The organism is Yoonia sp. F2084L, assembly GCF_023015625.1.
Classification (GTDB): Bacteria; Pseudomonadota; Alphaproteobacteria; order Rhodobacterales; family Rhodobacteraceae; genus Yoonia.
Genome location: NZ_JALKAH010000001.1, coordinates 708,304 through 724,979 on the forward strand (window position 1 = coordinate 708,304; position 16,676 = coordinate 724,979).

17 protein-coding genes and 1 tRNA gene are annotated in these 16,676 nt (G+C 56.1%); 6 read left to right on the forward strand and 12 right to left on the reverse strand.

Annotated elements, in window-relative coordinates:
* Window positions 1-358: 358 nt before the first annotated feature.
* The 6 genes from MWU60_RS03495 to purC form a co-directional block, all read right to left on the reverse strand.
* Complete coding sequence (locus tag MWU60_RS03495; protein ID WP_247225654.1) at window positions 359-1,579, reverse strand: hypothetical protein; 1,221 nt, start codon at window positions 1,577-1,579, stop codon at window positions 359-361.
* An 89-nt stretch (window positions 1,580-1,668) separates the two neighbouring features.
* On the reverse strand, window positions 1,669-3,000 hold the full coding sequence (locus MWU60_RS03500; RefSeq protein WP_247225655.1) for a sigma-54 dependent transcriptional regulator: 1,332 nt from the start codon (window positions 2,998-3,000) through the stop codon (window positions 1,669-1,671).
* A 10-nt stretch (window positions 3,001-3,010) separates the two neighbouring features.
* A complete protein-coding gene (locus MWU60_RS03505) occupies window positions 3,011-4,765 on the reverse strand; it encodes an ATP-binding protein (RefSeq protein WP_247225656.1) in 1,755 nt (584 codons plus the stop codon).
* Between the two features lie 45 nt (window positions 4,766-4,810).
* Complete coding sequence (purQ, locus tag MWU60_RS03510) at window positions 4,811-5,479, reverse strand: phosphoribosylformylglycinamidine synthase subunit PurQ (RefSeq protein WP_247225657.1); 669 nt, start codon at window positions 5,477-5,479, stop codon at window positions 4,811-4,813.
* Window positions 5,479-5,709 carry a phosphoribosylformylglycinamidine synthase subunit PurS gene (gene purS / locus MWU60_RS03515; protein WP_247225659.1) on the reverse strand — a complete coding sequence of 77 codons (231 nt, stop codon included), beginning with the start codon at window positions 5,707-5,709 and terminating at the stop codon, window positions 5,479-5,481. The genes purQ and purS overlap by 1 nt, the downstream gene beginning before the upstream one ends.
* A gap of 15 nt (window positions 5,710-5,724) precedes the next feature.
* Window positions 5,725-6,489, reverse strand: coding sequence for a phosphoribosylaminoimidazolesuccinocarboxamide synthase (gene purC / locus MWU60_RS03520; protein ID WP_247225660.1), 765 nt, complete (start codon window positions 6,487-6,489; stop codon window positions 5,725-5,727).
* A 133-nt stretch (window positions 6,490-6,622) separates the two neighbouring features.
* On the opposite strand from purC, the gene MWU60_RS03525 reads away from it, so the two are divergent.
* Both MWU60_RS03525 and bmt read left to right on the forward strand, forming a co-directional pair.
* Entirely contained in the window at window positions 6,623-6,937 is a 315-nt protein-coding gene (locus MWU60_RS03525) for a DUF1476 domain-containing protein (protein WP_247225661.1), read from the forward strand.
* 144 nt (window positions 6,938-7,081) lie between these two features.
* Entirely contained in the window at window positions 7,082-8,098 is a 1,017-nt protein-coding gene (gene bmt / locus MWU60_RS03530; RefSeq protein ID WP_247225662.1) for a betaine--homocysteine S-methyltransferase, read from the forward strand.
* Window positions 8,099-8,354: 256 nt separating this feature from the next.
* Here the strand turns inward: bmt and MWU60_RS03535 are convergent, their stop codons facing one another.
* Window positions 8,355-9,437 carry a PA0069 family radical SAM protein gene (locus tag MWU60_RS03535; RefSeq protein ID WP_247225664.1) on the reverse strand — a complete coding sequence of 361 codons (1,083 nt, stop codon included), beginning with the start codon at window positions 9,435-9,437 and terminating at the stop codon, window positions 8,355-8,357.
* 134 nt (window positions 9,438-9,571) lie between these two features.
* Between MWU60_RS03535 and MWU60_RS03540 the strand changes: the two genes are divergently transcribed.
* The 3 genes from MWU60_RS03540 to MWU60_RS03550 are packed head-to-tail and all read left to right on the forward strand — an operon-like array spanning window position 9,572 to window position 11,140.
* Window positions 9,572-10,279, forward strand: coding sequence for a B12-binding domain-containing protein (locus MWU60_RS03540; protein WP_247225665.1), 708 nt, complete (start codon window positions 9,572-9,574; stop codon window positions 10,277-10,279).
* A gap of 50 nt (window positions 10,280-10,329) precedes the next feature.
* Window positions 10,330-10,524: a hypothetical protein gene (locus MWU60_RS03545; protein ID WP_247225666.1), complete on the forward strand. Its 195-nt coding sequence runs from the start codon at window positions 10,330-10,332 to the stop codon at window positions 10,522-10,524.
* Window positions 10,514-11,140 (forward strand): DUF1638 domain-containing protein, encoded by a 627-nt coding sequence (locus MWU60_RS03550; protein WP_247225667.1) that lies wholly within the window; start codon window positions 10,514-10,516, stop codon window positions 11,138-11,140. The genes MWU60_RS03545 and MWU60_RS03550 overlap by 11 nt, the downstream gene beginning before the upstream one ends.
* On the opposite strand, the gene MWU60_RS03555 is transcribed toward MWU60_RS03550, so the two are convergent.
* From MWU60_RS03555 to purM, 4 genes are all read right to left on the reverse strand, one after another.
* Window positions 11,137-11,547: a SufE family protein gene (locus MWU60_RS03555; RefSeq protein WP_247225668.1), complete on the reverse strand. Its 411-nt coding sequence runs from the start codon at window positions 11,545-11,547 to the stop codon at window positions 11,137-11,139. The two genes, MWU60_RS03550 and MWU60_RS03555, sit on opposite strands and share 4 nt — an antisense overlap.
* Before the next feature lie 61 nt (window positions 11,548-11,608).
* Window positions 11,609-12,766 (reverse strand): ribonuclease D, encoded by a 1,158-nt coding sequence (gene rnd, locus MWU60_RS03560; protein ID WP_247225669.1) that lies wholly within the window; start codon window positions 12,764-12,766, stop codon window positions 11,609-11,611.
* 67 nt (window positions 12,767-12,833) lie between these two features.
* Window positions 12,834-13,430: a phosphoribosylglycinamide formyltransferase gene (gene purN / locus MWU60_RS03565; protein ID WP_247225670.1), complete on the reverse strand. Its 597-nt coding sequence runs from the start codon at window positions 13,428-13,430 to the stop codon at window positions 12,834-12,836.
* Entirely contained in the window at window positions 13,427-14,470 is a 1,044-nt protein-coding gene (purM, locus tag MWU60_RS03570) for a phosphoribosylformylglycinamidine cyclo-ligase (RefSeq protein WP_247225671.1), read from the reverse strand. Before purM ends, purN begins: the two co-directional genes overlap by 4 nt.
* A gap of 126 nt (window positions 14,471-14,596) precedes the next feature.
* Between purM and MWU60_RS03575 the strand changes: the two genes are divergently transcribed.
* Window positions 14,597-14,673: transfer RNA gene (locus MWU60_RS03575), tRNA-Ile, on the forward strand.
* A 15-nt stretch (window positions 14,674-14,688) separates the two neighbouring features.
* Here the strand turns inward: MWU60_RS03575 and MWU60_RS03580 are convergent.
* On the reverse strand, window positions 14,689-16,563 hold the full coding sequence (locus tag MWU60_RS03580; protein ID WP_247225672.1) for an EAL domain-containing protein: 1,875 nt from the start codon (window positions 16,561-16,563) through the stop codon (window positions 14,689-14,691).
* Window positions 16,564-16,676 lie beyond the last annotated feature (113 nt).

The following is a 16,676-nucleotide window of genomic DNA, read 5'->3' on the forward strand; positions in this document are numbered from 1 at the left end:
CGTGTTACATGTCTGATGTTGGCGATTTGCGCGCGGGCTGTGCCAGCACCCCTTGGGGCGGCTGCATCGTGCCTCATGTTTTGCGCGCTTTGCATCGCGTTTCTCTCCGGCCCCCGCTATGGCGACCCATTCATGGCCCGGTCGGCGTTTTCCGCGCGACCAAGGGCGTTCTTCTGACCCATAAGGATCAAATCAGCTGCGACGCTTTGATAGATGACCAAATACATCGCAGAGAATCTCATCGGATGGCACCGCGCAACCAACGCGCGGACATCCGTGTCTCATACATAGTAGAGGAAGGGTCGGTTTTACAATGGCAATTGTGCAAACTATCCACACACGGCAAAGTTGTGGGTCTCTAGAACACCTCACCGATAGCCCTGTTGCGGAACCGACCACCGTCAATCGCGAAGAGCATGACCCCTGCGGATAAGCCAATCGCAGCACCCAGCCATGCCGTACCTTGGTAATCGGTGAACCCCGCGGCGGCGGCGAATACGCCCGCCGCAAAAATCGAACCGCCAAAATGCGACACAGACACCAGCGATGATCCAGCACCCGGCCGTTCTGCAACCAAGTCTTGCACATAACCCACCGTGACCGACAACAAGATACCGGCACCGATCCCGGCGGGAATGATCATCCACCACGCCGCACCCATGTCGGGCAATGCCGCAAACCCCGCCAGAAAGCCGCAGTACACAACGCAGCCAACCAGAATTGCGGCACTTCGCGTCACGTGGCGCAGTGCCATGGCGGCCAGCAGCATCACTGGCACCTCAGTCAAGGCGACACCGCCTGCGAACCAACCCACATCGGCCGCTGCACCGCCAAGGTTGTTAAGGACCAGCAGGCCAAGCAGGATGTTATAAAGCCCATTCACCCCAACGATAACTGCGATCAGCAGAAGGCGGATCAGCACACCTGGGCTGGATAGTTCTTTCAGCGCCACAAAGAATCCAATACCAGAAGTCTGGTTGAGCGATGTCGTCTCAACCGGCCATGTCCGTATGATCAAGGTGAGTACGACTGCATTCATAAATGCCGAAAAGCCGTAGACGGCGGTCAACTCCATCCCACCGGCAACAGCGATTGCAATCAAAGGCGGTGTCAGCCCAAAGGCCCCCGCAAAGGCCGCGCGCACCATCGACAGGCTGACGTCCTTGTCCAGCTTTGCATTATTGCTCGCCGCCAGACTTGCCATCGCGAAATACTGGGTGAATGTTGTTGCCGCGATAGGAAACAGAAAGACATGGGCCAAGACAAATGTGGCCTTGGACGGCAGGACAAACACGCAAGCTGCAGCGACCAGACCAACGACATTGCAAACGATCAGCACGCTCCGGTATCGGCCCGATTGGTCGGTGTAGATCCCCACCATGACAGAGGCGGTAACGCTGAACAGCGCACCAACTGTCGTGATCAATGCATAGGCACCACGCGAAAACCCAAGCTGTTCAATCCCAATGACGGATTGGAACGGCGTGATGGCCGCCACCGCGACACCCATCAGGGTGATCGACAGAAACGCCAACCGTAAAAGACGGTCATTCCAGGAAGCAGCGATTGCTTGCAGCATGAGCCGGGCCTTTAGCAAATGGAGAGGTCATCCACACCAATGCAAAGGCGGGATAGGCCCCGCGCGGTCCGGGGCCGTCCCTGCTTTATCTAAAGGTAGTCAGACCGTTGCAAGCCATACTTCGCCATCTTCTCGTTCAGGGTCCGGCGCGGCAGGCAGAGTTCTTCCATTACGGACACGATCGAGCCCTTGTGGCGGCGCATGGTGTTGTCGATCAGCATACGCTCAAACGCTTCAACGAATTCCTTGAGCGGTTTGCCTTCAGTCGTCATTGCAGGCTTCATTTCTTCAGTGTCGGCCATCAAGAGCGACGCAATAGAGCCTGTGCCACGACGGTTCTGCAACACGGCCCGCTCAGCCACATTGATCAACTGCCGCACGTTACCCGGCCACGGCGCTTGCAGCAGTTGTGCCGCCTCTTGCGCGCTGACCTCTGGTGCATCGCAGCCGTATTCTTCGGCAAACTGCTCACCCAGTCGCGTGAAGAGCGTCAGGATATCTTCGCCACGTTGACGCAGGGGCGGGACCGTGATCCGCAGTGCTGCAAGGCGGTAAAACAGATCAGGGCGCAGCACGCTTTCGCAGGTTTGATCCTGTTCTTGGAGATTACAGATGGCCACGATCCGGGTTTCAGCAGGTGTGCCCTGGTCATTGATCGCCGTCAGCAAACGCGCCTGCAACGAGTGGCTCAGCGCTTCGATATCTTCCAACACCAGCGTGCCGCCACGCGCCTCTTCAATCGCGGGGATCGGCTCATCATCATTGGCGGGGCCAAAGATAATGCGGCCCAGCGTTTCCTCGTCATAGGCAGAACAGCTCAGCAACACGAATTTCTTATTGGAACGCGCACCCACGGCATGCAGGGCGTGGGCCACAAGTGTCTTGCCGGTGCCGGTTTCACCCTCGACGAGCACATGACCATCGGCCTGCCCAAGATCAAGAATGTCTTCTTTCAACCGTTCCATCGGCGGCGACTGACCGATCAGTTTCTTGATCAGAGCAGAGCCATCGGACAGTTCCTTGCGCAACGCGCGATTGTCCAACGTCAAACGGCGCGCAGACGTGGCCTTTTTGGCCAATTCTGTCATGCGATCCGGGTTAAATGGCTTTTCAAGGAAATCGAACGCACCAACGCGCATCGCCTCTACTGCCATAGGAACATCGCCGTGACCGGTGATCATAATGACCGGCAATGAGCTATCAACGCCCTTCAGCTTTTTAAGAAACTGCATCCCGTCCATGCCGGGCATCTTGATGTCGCTGACCACGATACCGGGATAGTCATTGCCCAGCCCTTTCAGCGCATCCTCGGCGGATGCAAAGGTTTCCGTGTCGAAACCCGAAAGGGCCAACCATTGTGAAATTGACTGACGCATATCTTTTTCGTCATCGACAATCGCAATCTTCATGACCTTGTTCATGCTCTTTTCCTTATTCTGCCGCGGCAACATCCTGCCTTATTGTTGGCAGTTGCACCTCGAATATAGCCCCGCCATCAACTGCATTACGTGCAGTGAGACGCCCACCTAAATCGTTCACGATGCCCGAAGAGATAGCAAGCCCAAGACCAACCCCATCACCAGGTTGTTTGGTCGTGTAAAACGGTTCGAACAATTCATCGAGGTTTTCGATCCCCTCGCCGTTGTCCCTTATCTGAATGCTGACAGTATCGCCAGCGGCCAGCAAAATCTCAACCGTTGGGTTGGCGGCCGATTTGGTCGCGTCCAATGCGTTGCGCAGCAGGTTGATGATCACCTGCTCCAAACGCAACCTGTCCCCCATGATCATCACAGGTTCATCGGGCAGTGTACGGATGATATTGACGGCCCGCGTCTTTAACTGCGGTTCCATCAATGCAAGTGCCGTCGACACCGCAGCCCTTGTATCTACGGGCTCAAACGCCTCTGTCCCTTTGCGTGCATATGATTTCAGCTGCCGCGTAATCGCGCCCATGCGCTCCAGCAAATCATCAATGCGCTGAAAGGACGACAGCGCCTCGTCGGGGCGTTCGCGTTGCAGCAAAAGCCGTGCACCCGCGAGGTAGGTTTTCATCGCGGCAAGCGGTTGGTTCAGCTCATGACTGACAGCCGCTGACATCTCGCCCAAGGCGGCCAGTTTCGATGACTGGGCGATGGTCTGTTCGGCCACTTCAAGGGTCTTTTCGACCTTCTCACGTTCGGCAATTTCCCGCTGGAGCCTTCGGTTCAATGCGCGAAGCTCTGCTGACTCGCGTTGAAAGAACACCAGCCGTGACGCCGTGCGCCGCGAGGTCGACCAAAAGAGCAGCGCCAACAGGATTGCGAATCCCATGACTTCAAGAGCAAGGATGCCATTCACCCGTTCACGCACAGACGTGTAGGTCGTAAAACTGACCATGCGCCAGCCTTGGTGCGGTACCCGCATTTCGCGGCGCAACACCGCCTCGCCCCGCAAATACGCGTCAGCAGGCAAAGCCGCCCAACCTTGGGTGGCGCGAATGGCACGCTCAATCGCGGATGGTGCGGATTGTCGCGCCAACGCGTCCTCTTCCAGCAGGCCACGCCAGCGCGGCTCTGTGGCCATAATGATCGTACCTTCGCTATCCATCACAAGAACAGCATCTGAAACGCCTGCCCAACCGGTCTCTAGCCGTTGACCGTCCACCTCAACCATGATGACGCCCAGCAACTCACCGGCAGCTTCGATCTGGCGCGAATAAATATAAGCGTAGGCGCCTTCGGTATTCAAATAAGTTGTATAGACGGTTTGGTTGTTGCGCAGCGCGTCAACGAAATAGGGGGTATTGCGATGATCAACACCGATCTGATTGCGATTTGTGGCCGCAACGGCGCGCCCGTCACGATCCAGCAAGGTCAGTGATGCAGCACCAATTTCATCCACAAAGGACAAAAGCCGCGCAGTAGACCGTGAATAGTTCTTATTTTCCAGAGCGTTGATTAATTCCGGGTCGCGCGACAACAGCTGCGGAACGACCGAATTTCGCTGGAGCTCATTCATCAAGTTGGTGACATAAAGCGCCAAACGCACCTCAGACCGATTGCTGATCGTCTCGGTAAAGCGCTGCGTCAGCAGTTGATTGGATACATAGATGACAATGACGGCGAACAGGCTAAGCACAAGCACAGCAAGCCGCAGATACCATCTGCCGCGCCCTTTTACGCCCGCCGTCTTATTGAACCCCAACATGGACCGCAGTCTAGGGTGCCGCCGCAGCCGCAGCAAGCCAGCAGATTACGCCTGCGCAAATTGCCCCAAAAGCCCGCGGAAAAGCGCCTGCCCGTCTGTGCCGCCATGCCCGGTATCCACGGCGCGCTCAGGATGGGGCATCATACCAAGAACACGACGGTTTTCAGACAACACGCCAGCGATATCAGCGACCGACCCGTTTGGATTGTCAACATAGCTGAAGGCAATCCGGTCTTCGGATCGCAGCGCTGCAAGTGTCTCATCATCAACGGTGTAGTTGCCATCGTGGTGCGCGACGGGATAACCCACCGTGTCGCCCGCATTATAGCCTTCTGTGAACGCAGATGCAGATGTTTCCACTTTCAAATCAACGGTTTTGCAGATGAACTTCAGGTTCGCATTGCGCATCAAGGCGCCCGGCAACAACCCCGTTTCGGTCAGAACCTGAAAACCATTGCAGACACCCAAGACGTAGCCACCACGATCGGCGTGATTAACAACGGCCTTGCAAATCGGGGATCGCGCAGCAATCGCGCCGCAGCGCAGGTAATCGCCAAAGGAAAACCCACCTGGAACGGCCACCAGATCAATGCCATCTGGCAGGTTCGCATCCTTGTGCCAGACCATGCTGACGTCAGCACCTGCCGCCTTTAGGGCGACAGCCATGTCCCGATCACAGTTGGAACCGGGGAAAACGATGACAGCGGCGCGCATCACAGTACCTCGACACTGTAGCTTTCGATCACCGTGTTCGCGAGCAGTTTTTCACACATCTCGCCAATCGTCGCCTCAGAGGTTCCGTCGGCCAGATCAAGCTCGATCACCTTGCCCTGACGCACGCCCTCGACACCATCAAAGCCAAGGCTGCCAAGTGCGTGGCGCACGGCCTCACCCTGTGGGTCCAGCACACCATTCTTCAACATCACATGTACGCGGGCTTTCATGGGTTTGTCGTCCTCTTAGTTGATCAAGGTTGGCTTGGTCGGGGCGTGGGTGACATTGGTAGGCATAACCCCAAGACGTCTGGCCACTTCGGTATAGGCGTCAGTGAGATTGCCCAGATCGCGGCGAAACACGTCCTTGTCGAGCTTCTGACCCGTCTCGATATCCCACAAACGGCAGCTATCCGGGCTGATCTCATCGGCGAGGATCAGACGGGGGAATTCGTTGTCCCAGACGCGGCCAATCTCAATCTTGAAATCCACCAGCTTGATGCCCACACCAAACATCACGCCCGACATCCAGTCGTTCACGCGCAAGGCAAGACTGACGATATCGTCCATTTCCTGCTGCGATGCCCAGCCAAAGGCGATGATATATTCCTCTGGCACGAGTGGGTCACCAAGACTGTCATCTTTGTAAGAGAATTCAACAATCGGGCGCGGCAGTGCTGTACCCTCTTCCATACCCATGCGCTTTGCCATCGTACCGGCTGCAAAGTTGCGTACGATCACTTCAAGCGGAATAATCTCGGCTTGGCGTATCAGCTGCTCGCGCATGTTCAGGCGTTTGATGAAATGCGTCGGGATTCCAATTTGGCCAAGGCCGGTCATGAAATACTCGCTCAGGCGATTGTTTAGCACGCCTTTGCCTTCGATCACTTCCTTCTTTTCGGCATTGAAGGCTGTCGCATCATCCTTAAAATACTGGACGAACGTGCCGGGCTCCGGGCCTTCATATAGAATTTTTGCCTTGCCTTCGTATACCTTTTTCCGGCGCGCCATGCTAACCCCTTACCCCGTGCACGGCCCGCCTTGGGCCATGTCTTATTGGCGTCATAGTGCAAGCCCCCCTTGCGGGCAAGCATCCGTCGCGCCATATCTGAGACAACTTTGTTCCAATCAAGAGGCCAAACCGATGACCACCTTTGACGACCGCGAAAATGCATTCGAAAACAAATTCGCCCACGACGCTGAAATGCAGTTCAAGGCCGAAGCCCGCCGCAACAAATTGCTGGGTCTATGGGCCGCAGGTTTGATGGGCAAAACCGGCGAAGCTGCAGATGAATACGCCAAAGAAGTTATCAAGTCGGACTTTGAAGAAGCGGGGCACGAAGATGTCTATCGCAAGGTATCAGGCGATCTGGGTGATAAGGCCGATGAGGCCACGATCCGCGCCAAAATGGCAGCATTGATGGCCGAAGCCAAAGCGCAACTGATGGACGAAGTCTAAGCGGCGATTGACGCGTTCAGACCTATCCCAAACCGCTGCGCGGTTTTCCCATTTGCTGCATAATAAAGATGCAAGCTATGCATTTGCACTTGCGGTCCGGACGTGTCACCGAACGCTCTAGATATTAGCGGAGCCCGTATTGCCATGACCAACGCACTTTCCAAACTGCTGCAATCGCGCGACTGGTTGATGGCCGATGGGGCCACGGGCACCAACCTGTTTAACATGGGGCTGATGTCCGGCGATGCGCCTGAGATGTGGAATATCGAAGAAAGCGCAAAGATCACGGCGCTTTACAAAGGGGCCGCCGACGCAGGCAGCGATATCTTCCTGACCAACAGCTTTGGCGCAAACGCATCGCGGCTGAAACTGCACGGGGCTGAAGGACGTGTGCATGAGTTGAATAAAGTGGCCGCCGAACTGGGCCGTGAGGTGGCCGATGCCTCTGGTCGCACAATCGTGGTCGCAGGCTCAGTCGGACCTACGGGCGAGATCATGGCCCCAATGGGCAGCCTTACCCATGAAACAGCGGTTGAGATGTTCCACGAACAAGCCGAAGGTCTGAAGGCGGGGGGCGCAGATGTGCTTTGGGTCGAAACGATTAGTGCGCCCGAGGAATTCGCCGCCGCGTCCCAGGCCTTTGCACTGGCCGATATGCCATGGTGCGGCACGATGAGTTTTGACACCGCAGGCCGCACGATGATGGGTCTGACATCCGCCGATATGGTCAAGAAGGTGGGCAAGCTGGCGCATCAACCGCTTGGGTTTGGCGCCAATTGCGGTGTTGGTGCGTCGGATCTGCTGCGCACAGTTCTTGGGTTCTCCGCCGCAGGTCCCACACTTCCCATCATTGCCAAAGGCAACGCGGGTATCCCCAAGTATCACGATGGTCACATTCACTACGACGGCACGCCTGACCTGATGGCAGATTATGCTGTGCTGGCCCGCGATTGTGGTGCCACTATTATTGGCGGCTGCTGCGGCACAACGCCAGACCATTTACGGGCGATGCGCGAGGCCCTGGAAGCACGACCCAAAGGGGCGGCGCCGACTTTGGATGCGATTACACAAGCACTTGGTGGATTTTCTTCAGCGTCAGACGGCACTGACGGCGCAGGACCTGCCGCATCACCGCGTCGTGGACGGCGTCGGCGCCCATAAAACGCGCAGAAGGGGCGCTGCCCCCGCCTTCGGCTCCCCCGAGGTATTTTCAAACATGAGAAGATGTGTTCAGCAATTCTTAACCATGCTCCGGCAATTTGGTATTGCGGTACAGGCTGAGGAGCCGATGACCGCAACGTGAGAAGCCCCGCTTGATCTTAGGATTGATGCGGGGTTTCCTTTGCACGCCGCTTGAACTTCTCATGTTCGAAAATACCTCCGCCGGAGGCTCCAACAGTTTCAGCCTGCGCGGTGCTCAGAAAAGTGAGAGCTGATCCCCCGTTTGAGCTGGCCGCACAAACAAGTCTGTGCGCAGAGGCGGCAAACTCCGATCCAGCCCCAGCTTGCGGGTCATCAGTTTAACCCTTTGCCGCATCATCGCAGCCCACTCCCCCTGCCCGGTCATCCGCTTACCAAACGCGGGATCATAGTCTTTGCCGCCATGCAATTCACGCACACGGCCCATCACGCGTGTTGCACGATCGGGATAGTGTTCGGCCAGCCAGTCGCGAAACAGCGTGGCAACCTCGCGCGGCAGACGCAGCATGATAGAGGACGCGGCAACCGCACCTGCATCCTTGGCGGCTTGCAAAATCGCCTCGACCTCATGATCGGTCAGCGCTGGAATGACCGGTGATACCATGACGCGCACGGGAACCCCCGCATCTGTCAGTTTGCGTATGGTGCGCAGGCGCGCCGCGGGCATCGGCACACGCGGCTCCATCGCGCGGGATGTTTTGGGATCAAGCGTTGTGATTGAAATACCAACACGAGCCAGACCTTTTGCGGCCATCGGGGCCAGAATGTCAGCATCTCTTTCGATCAACGTCCCTTTCGTGACGATGCCAACCGGATGATTGAAATCGCTGAGAACCTGCAGCACATCGCGCATAATGCGCCGTTTCTTTTCAATCGGCTGGTATGGATCGGTGTTCGTCCCAATCGCAAGCATCTTGGGCACGTAGCGCAGGTTGGACAGTTCTTTGCGTAACTGATCGGCGGCGTTAGGCCGCGCGATCAGTTTGGTTTCGAAATCAAGCCCCGGAGACAACCCCAGAAACGCATGGCTGGGGCGGGCAAAACAATAGATGCACCCATGTTCGCATCCGCGATACGGGTTGATTGACCGATCAAATGACAGATCAGGCGAGGTATTGCGCGATATCACGGAACGCGCGATCTCATCAGTGACTTCGGTCCGTAGAACGGGCAACGTGTCTTCCGCGCTCCAACCATCATCAACCGCTTCGGACCGCAAACGGTCAAACCGTACATCGGGGTTTGATCCCGCCGCACGCCCCGGTGTGCGATGTCGTTTCTGAAGCGGCAAATCATCCATAATGTTTATTAGAACAATTCATGAACACAAGCAACGACAGGTCGGTCATGTTCATGGACAGGTCGGAAATCAGCAGGTAGTTTCGCACGATCAAGCGCACAAACGTGTAGAGACACATTTATAAGGGCCAACCCATGTCCGACCAAGAAGACGACATCATCCTGTCCGAACTGACTGACGAAGACCTCGTCGCACAGATGTTCGATGACCTTTATGACGGCATGAAGGAAGAGATCGAGGAAGGGGTGAACATCCTTCTTGAGCGCGGGTGGGCGCCTTACCGCATTCTGACCGAAGCACTGGTGGGTGGAATGACCATTGTTGGTCACGACTTCCGCGATGGTATTCTCTTTGTGCCCGAGGTTCTGTTGGCGGCGAATGCCATGAAAGGCGGCATGTTTATCCTCAAACCGCTGCTGGCCGAAACTGGTGCACCGCGTGTTGGCAAGATGGTGATTGGGACGGTGAAGGGCGACATCCACGACATCGGCAAAAACCTTGTGTCGATGATGATGGAGGGTGCGGGCTTTGAGGTCGTTGATCTGGGTATCAACAACGCGGTTGAATCTTATCTTGAGGCGCTGGAAACCGAGAAGCCTGATATCCTTGGCATGTCTGCCTTGCTTACCACAACGATGCCTTACATGAAGGTTGTGATCGACACGATGGTCGAAAAGGGCCTGCGCGATGATTATGTCGTGCTTGTCGGTGGTGCGCCTTTGAACGAGGAATTTGGCAAAGCCATCGGTGCTGACGCTTATTGCCGCGATGCCGCCGTAGCGGTTGAAACCGCCAAGACATTCATGGCCCGCAAGCACAACCAAGGTGCTCCAGCCGCTTGATCTTCACTTATGGGCATGTCGTTCTTATCTATCTGACATAGGAGAATAACATGCCCATTGATCGTCTCGTTCTTATTGTTGTTTTGGTGATTGCAGCCGCGGCGGCGACCGTTGCCGGTGCTTTGATGCTGATCGGCAGGCTGGATATCGATTCAATGCTAGGCATCGCGGGTTTGAGCGTGATCGCCCTTTGCGCGTCATTTGCATTGCGCAAATTCACTGACCGCAAGCGCGATGACATCTGACACCACCCTTATAACCGCCGGTCTGGCGCCCCAGGGAGAAGGCCGTGTATTACTGATTGCCTGCGGCGCCTTGGCCCGTGAAATTCTTGCCATTAAGGCGACCAACGCGCTTGATCATCTGGACCTGCAGTGTTTGCCCGCCATTCTGCACAACCACCCTGAGCGTATTGTGCCTGCCGTGCGCGAAGCCGTCGCCAGATATGGTGGGGCCTACGAACAGCTATTCGTGGTCTACGCCGACTGCGGTACAGGTGGACAGCTGCAAGCCGCCTGCGCCGACATGGGGGTTGAGATGGTCGCGGGCCCGCATTGCTATTCCTTCTTTGAGGGCAACGAAGCCTTCGTCGCCCGCGATGAAATAACCGCCTTTTATCTGACCGACTTCCTGGTCCGCCAATTCGAGGCTTTTGTGTGGAAACCCTTAGGCTTGGACCGTCATCCTGATCTGCGGGACATGTACTTTGGCAACTACGAAAAGCTGGTGTATCAGGCGCAAACGGATGACCCGGCCTTGACCCAGAAAGCCAAGGATTACGCTGGGAAATTAGGCCTCGCATTTGAACGCCGGTTCACCGGCTATGGCGATCTGACGCCAGCGCTCACAGCAATTTCTTAGACCGCCGCTGCCGCGGTTTCACGAATGCGGTCCACCATCGCGCGCAACCCGTTTGAGCGTTGCGCAGACAAATGATCATTCAGGCCCAACCGTCCCAGTTCTGCCACCGCATCAATCTTGGTGATCTCACTGACTGGCCGGTTGTTATAAAGCGCAATCAGCACCGCAATCAGACCCCGCACGATCATCGCATCGCTTTCGCCCCGAAAGGTAAAGGTGTCACCGTCGATCTTGGGCACCAACCATACCTGACTGGCACAGCCGTCGACCTTGGTCGCAGGCACGCGCAACGCGTCTTCCAAAGGGTCCATCGCCTTGCCCATGTCAATCACATGGCGATAGCGATCTTCCCAATCATCAAGGAATTCAAAGGTTTCAACAAGGTCTTCAAAATCAGGATTAGCCATTTGCGCCCTTTGGGTTCAGTGCCTGTTAGGGATGTAGGTCCCCTACCCCGAAACGTCCAGATCAAAGCGCGACGGTGACAACCTTCTGGCCTTTCACGGCTAACCCAACCTGACCTTCGCAAAGTTGCAATGCATCATTACCAAACACCTCACGCCGCCAGCCTTTCAAGGCCACAACATCACGTTGCCCCGCAGCCAGCGCATCCAGATCAGCGGAACTGGCGATCAGCTTGGGTGCGACCTCGGCATCGTCAGTCTTTGCCTTGAGCAACACACGCAGCATATCGGCCAATGCTGGGTTCACCTGCAATTTTGCCCGATTATTATCAACCTGCGGCATATCATCAGGTTTCACGGCCTGACCTGCCTTGACCGCCGCCAGAATACCTTCTGCGATGTCACCCTTGCGCGCTTCGCGCAGCAACAATCGAGACCGGCTCAAATCCTTTTCGGATTGCGGCTTGGTCGAGGCCAATTCAACCAATGCATCGTCCTTGAACACACGGTTACGTGGCACATTACGCTCTTGGGCATAGGTCTCGCGGAAACGTGCCAACTCGCGCACGATCGCCAAAAACTTGCCGGACTGCGTGCGTGTTTTTACACGTTTCCACGCATTGTCCGGGTCGGCCTGATAGGTGGCAGGATCTTCCAAAACGGCCATCTCTTCGGTCACCCATTTGCTGCGGCCGGACTTTGCCAGACGCGCCGACAAATACTCGTAGATGTCACGCAGGTGCGTCACGTCAGCCAAGGCATATTTTGCCTGCGCATCGGTCAGTGGACGGCGCGACCAATCAGTGAAACGGGATGATTTATCGAGGTCTGATTTTGTGATCTTACGGACCAGCGTTTCATATCCCGCCTGTTCACCGAACCCGCAGACCATAGCGGCGACCTGTGTGTCAAAAAGCGGTTCCGGGATGACACCTGCATCGACATAAAAGATCTCAAGATCCTGCCGGGCCGCGTGAAAGACTTTCACAACCCCGTGGTCCTTGAACAGATCATAAAGCGGCTCCAACGACAGTCCGTCGGCCAGTGGATCAAGCAATACGGCATCCGCGCCACTGTCATCTTGGTAGGCCAGCTGCACCAGACAGAGCTTTGAATAATAGGTTCGTTCACGTAAAAACTCAGTATCGACAGTGACATAGGCGCGCTTTGCGGCCTCGTGGCAGAACGCGGCCAAATCTTGGGTCGTTGTGATTGTCTTCATGTCAGTCCGTCAATGCAAAGGCTTTTCAGACTGATAGGCGATTGCACCGCCGATGGAAAGCGCGGGCTTATCCTTGCAAGGTAACCGGGGTGCGATCACCCGCTGCAAAGCGGCGCAGGACAGCCGGGTAAAGGGCATGTTCGAGCGGTAGCAAGCGCGCCGCAAGTGTCTGAGGTGTATCATCTGCTTGCATAGACATGCGGGCCTGCCCCAGGATCGGCCCGTCATCCAAGGCAGCCGTGACTTCATGCACAGTGCAGCCATGTTCCGTATCGCCCGCTTCCAATGCGCGGGCATGCGTATGAAGCCCCTTGTATTTGGGCAAAAGCGATGGATGGATATTCAACATGCGCCCTTCCCATTTCGCCATGAACTCTGCCGTCAAAATGCGCATGAAACCGGCAAGGCAAATGATGTCAGGCCGGGCTGTTTGCAAGGCTTTGTGCAACGCGGCCTCAAACCCGGACCGATCCTTGCCGTAAGGTTTGTGATCAATCGCCAGTGTCGGAATATGCAGGCTGCGCGCTTTGGCCAACCCGCCGGCCTGCGGATCATTCGACATGACCAACACGGGCCTTGCAGGATGATCACCGCGCATCGACTGCGCCAGAGCGACCATGTTGGACCCGCCGCCAGAAATCAGGATCGCAACCCGTTTGGTCACAAAAGGGTGCCTGTGTAGGTCACACCTTCACCTTGCGTCACAGTGCCCAGCCGGTGCACCGTTTCACCCTCATCGGTCAGCAGCTTGGTCAAGGTATCTGCCTTGCTCTGATCCACCGCAAGAACCATGCCAATGCCAGCATTGAAGGTCTTGAGCAACTCAGCCTCAGCCATGCCCCCGGTTTCTGCCAGCCATCCGAAGACAGGCGGCAGGTCCCAAGCGCCCAAATCAATCTGTGCGCCCATGCTATCGGGCAAAACACGCGGCAGGTTTTCGGTCAGGCCCCCGCCGGTAATATGGGCCAGCGCATGCACGCCACCTGCGCGCACCGCAGTAAGCGCTTGTTTTACATAAAGACGCGTCGGCGCCAGCAAGGCCGCCCCCAATGTCGCATCTGTGAACGGAGCATTGTCCGCCCATGCAAGGCCGGATGTATCGACAATGCGGCGCACCAGCGAATACCCGTTGGAGTGCACACCGTCTGATGCCAGACCCAGCAGCACGTCGCCTTCGCGGACACCGGCAGGCAATTCGGCACCGCGTTCCATCGCGCCAACGGCAAAGCCGGCCAGATCGAAATCGCCTTCGTGATACATCCCCGGCATCTCGGCTGTCTCACCACCAATCAAAGCACAGCCAGAGGCTTCGCAGCCCGCAGCAATACCTTCGATGATGCGGGTCGCCTCATCGAGTTCCAGCTTACCGGTTGCAAAATAATCAAGGAAAAACAACGGCTCCGCGCCTTGGCAAACCAGATCGTTTACACACATTGCGACCAGATCTATGCCTATTGTATCGACATTTCCGGTGTCTATCGCGATCCGCAGCTTGGTGCCAACGCCATCGGTCGCAGCCACTAGAACCGGGTCGGAATACCCTGCCCCTTTTAGATCAAACAGCGCACCAAAACCGCCTAAACCGGCCATCACACCCGGGCGCGCCGTGCGCTTGGCCGCTGGCTTGATCCGCTCCACCAGCGCGTTGCCCGCATCAATATCGACCCCTGCATCAGCATAGGTCAGGCCATTTTTCTTGGTCATGGGGCAGCTCCTGTCGTGTTTGGGGTTCGTTACCGTATCGTTTGCTCAAAGGGAACAGGAATTGGCACGCGTCGTCATTCCTGTCTTGACGCAACCGACCGGTCTGGTAGTCCGAAACTCACAAGGGGGCCTGTAGCTCAATTGGTTAGAGCAGAGCGCTCATAACGCTTTGGTTGCGGGTTCAAGTCCTGCCGGGCCTACCATCCCCATCCCTGACGCTAGGCAACCGCCGTCGTTTGTTGGCGCAAATATGTGCGGACCGCGTCAAGTTCCATTGGTTTGGAATAAAGATAACCCTGACCGATTTGCGCGCCCTTTTCAGCAACAATCGCGGCTTGCTGTGGTGTTTCAATTCCCTCTACCACAACCGTGCTACCCAGCCCGGTTGCCATTTCAACGATGCTTTCAAACAGGAACAACGTTTCGTCATCCTCGCTGATATCGGTGATGAACTCTCGGTCGATCTTAATCTCTTCAAAACCAAAGAGGCGCAGATAGCTCAGCGATGAATAGCCCGTGCCAAAGTCATCAAGGGATATCCGAACACCGTGCCGCCGTAATGCCGTCAGCACATCTTTGACCGCTGCCCAGTTTTCAACAGCCGTGCTTTCGGTAACCTCGATAGTCAGACGTTGGGCCGGTAATCTGGTCTCGGTCAGGATGTCCAGAACCGCCTCTGTCAATCCGCCCAGGCGAAAATTCTGGGCCGAGATGTTGGTGCTTAGTCCGATCTGCAACCCGGACGTGGCCTCTATATCGGCCACAAATGATGCCGCCGTCCGCAGAACCTCAAGGTCGAGCAGCCGGATCAGGCCGATTTCCTCGGCGATGGGGATGAATTCCGCCGGCCCTATTTCCTCATCACCCATTTTCCAGCGCGCCAAAGCCTCAAAGCCAAAAAGCCGCCCCTCACTCAGGCAAACCTTGGGCTGCAAAGCCACGCGAATCTGATGATTTGCAATTGCGCCTGGCAACTCGGCCGCGATCTTAGTGCGGCGACCGGCCGATATACGTATCTTTTCGTCATAAATCTGAAACAGATTCCGACCTGCCGCCTTCGCGGCATAAAGTGCGGCATCTGCTGCTTTCAACAGTTCGGTCGGTGAGGCCTGTTCGATATCGTCAACCAAAGCCACGCCAATAGAGCATTGGGGCTGAATCGCATTACCTTCAAAAAGCACCGTCTCTTCGAAGGCGGCCAAAACGCACCGACCAACCTCTGCTGGCGACATGAAAACGTCGTTCTGGCGCAAGACCAGCGCGAACTCATCACCGCCCAATCGCGACACTAAACCATCGGCTGTATCTGCAAGTCGAGTCAGCCGTTGTGCGACCGCCACCAGCAAAGCATCACCAGCGGCATGGCCCAGCGTGTCATTGATCGCCTTGAACTCATCCATATCGACAAGCGCGATCATGACCCCAGAGCCCAGCTGTTCATTCAACGTCTGCTGTACGTGGTCACGGAACATGCTGCGGTTTGCAAGACCTGTCAAAGCGTCATGCGACATCAGGAATTTCGCCTGTGCCTCGGCTGCGGTCTTTTGCTGTTCGAGGCGCACACGGGCGCGCAGGCCGTTCAAAACATTGCTCATGCGATTGCGTTCACGACTTGCCAACGCGCGAAAGACAAAAAATGCAGCGATGAATGCGGCGATGGCATAGTATCCCTGTCGTGTCGTGATCGCGGTCAAATCACTCTCAACCACATAAGCCCCCATCACATCGCCAATCTGATAGGTCCCCTCGCCGAACCTGGCATTGTGGCAAGTCACGCAGCTTTCTTGGTAGGCAATTGATGGGTAAATTGTACGGCCAATCAATCGACCGTTTTCGATGCGATGCTCATGCAATTGCGACAATTCAGCATTATTCACAAAGCCTTGTATGATACGACGCAGTCGCGGGTCTTGCTCGCGGGTCTGCATTTCCAGTCCCGGAAGGCCCGGCATTCTGACTGTAGTCCCGATAACACTGCTTTCATCTGTCTTTGATGCTGTGAAATGTTCGATGCCCATCCTGCGAAACGTCGCTGGCACAGGCGCGCCGTCGCCACGTGCATCAGTAAACGTGGATACAAAACTATCCGTCATTTTGATTAACTGTAATCGCTGCGCTGTTTCCGCCCTGTTCGTTTCCCATGTGGAGATAGCAAAATAGCCCAACGCGATCATTATGGCACCAACGGCAGTAAATGCGGTTGATG

What these genes read in the sequence shown, in the direction of transcription:
- MWU60_RS03525 (WP_247225661.1), top strand. Translation starts at nt 6,623, where the DNA reads ATGACCACCTTTGACGACCGCGAAAATGCATTCGAAAACAAATTCGCC.
- MWU60_RS03535 (WP_247225664.1), bottom strand. Translation starts at nt 9,437, where the DNA reads ATGGATGATTTGCCGCTTCAGAAACGACATCGCACACCGGGGCGTGCG.
- rnd (WP_247225669.1), bottom strand. Translation starts at nt 12,766, where the DNA reads ATGAAGACAATCACAACGACCCAAGATTTGGCCGCGTTCTGCCACGAG.
- purS (WP_247225659.1), bottom strand. Translation starts at nt 5,709, where the DNA reads ATGAAAGCCCGCGTACATGTGATGTTGAAGAATGGTGTGCTGGACCCA.
- MWU60_RS03540 (WP_247225665.1), top strand. Translation starts at nt 9,572, where the DNA reads ATGTCCGACCAAGAAGACGACATCATCCTGTCCGAACTGACTGACGAA.
- bmt (WP_247225662.1), top strand. Translation starts at nt 7,082, where the DNA reads ATGACCAACGCACTTTCCAAACTGCTGCAATCGCGCGACTGGTTGATG.
- purQ (WP_247225657.1), bottom strand. Translation starts at nt 5,479, where the DNA reads ATGCGCGCCGCTGTCATCGTTTTCCCCGGTTCCAACTGTGATCGGGAC.
- MWU60_RS03500 (WP_247225655.1), bottom strand. Translation starts at nt 3,000, where the DNA reads ATGAACAAGGTCATGAAGATTGCGATTGTCGATGACGAAAAAGATATG.
- MWU60_RS03495 (WP_247225654.1), bottom strand. Translation starts at nt 1,579, where the DNA reads ATGCTGCAAGCAATCGCTGCTTCCTGGAATGACCGTCTTTTACGGTTG.
- purM (WP_247225671.1), bottom strand. Translation starts at nt 14,470, where the DNA reads ATGACCAAGAAAAATGGCCTGACCTATGCTGATGCAGGGGTCGATATT.
- purC (WP_247225660.1), bottom strand. Translation starts at nt 6,489, where the DNA reads ATGGCGCGCCGGAAAAAGGTATACGAAGGCAAGGCAAAAATTCTATAT.
- MWU60_RS03505 (WP_247225656.1), bottom strand. Translation starts at nt 4,765, where the DNA reads ATGTTGGGGTTCAATAAGACGGCGGGCGTAAAAGGGCGCGGCAGATGG.
- MWU60_RS03580 (WP_247225672.1), bottom strand. Translation starts at nt 16,563, where the DNA reads ATGACGGATAGTTTTGTATCCACGTTTACTGATGCACGTGGCGACGGC.
- MWU60_RS03550 (WP_247225667.1), top strand. Translation starts at nt 10,514, where the DNA reads ATGACATCTGACACCACCCTTATAACCGCCGGTCTGGCGCCCCAGGGA.
- MWU60_RS03545 (WP_247225666.1), top strand. Translation starts at nt 10,330, where the DNA reads ATGCCCATTGATCGTCTCGTTCTTATTGTTGTTTTGGTGATTGCAGCC.
- MWU60_RS03555 (WP_247225668.1), bottom strand. Translation starts at nt 11,547, where the DNA reads ATGGCTAATCCTGATTTTGAAGACCTTGTTGAAACCTTTGAATTCCTT.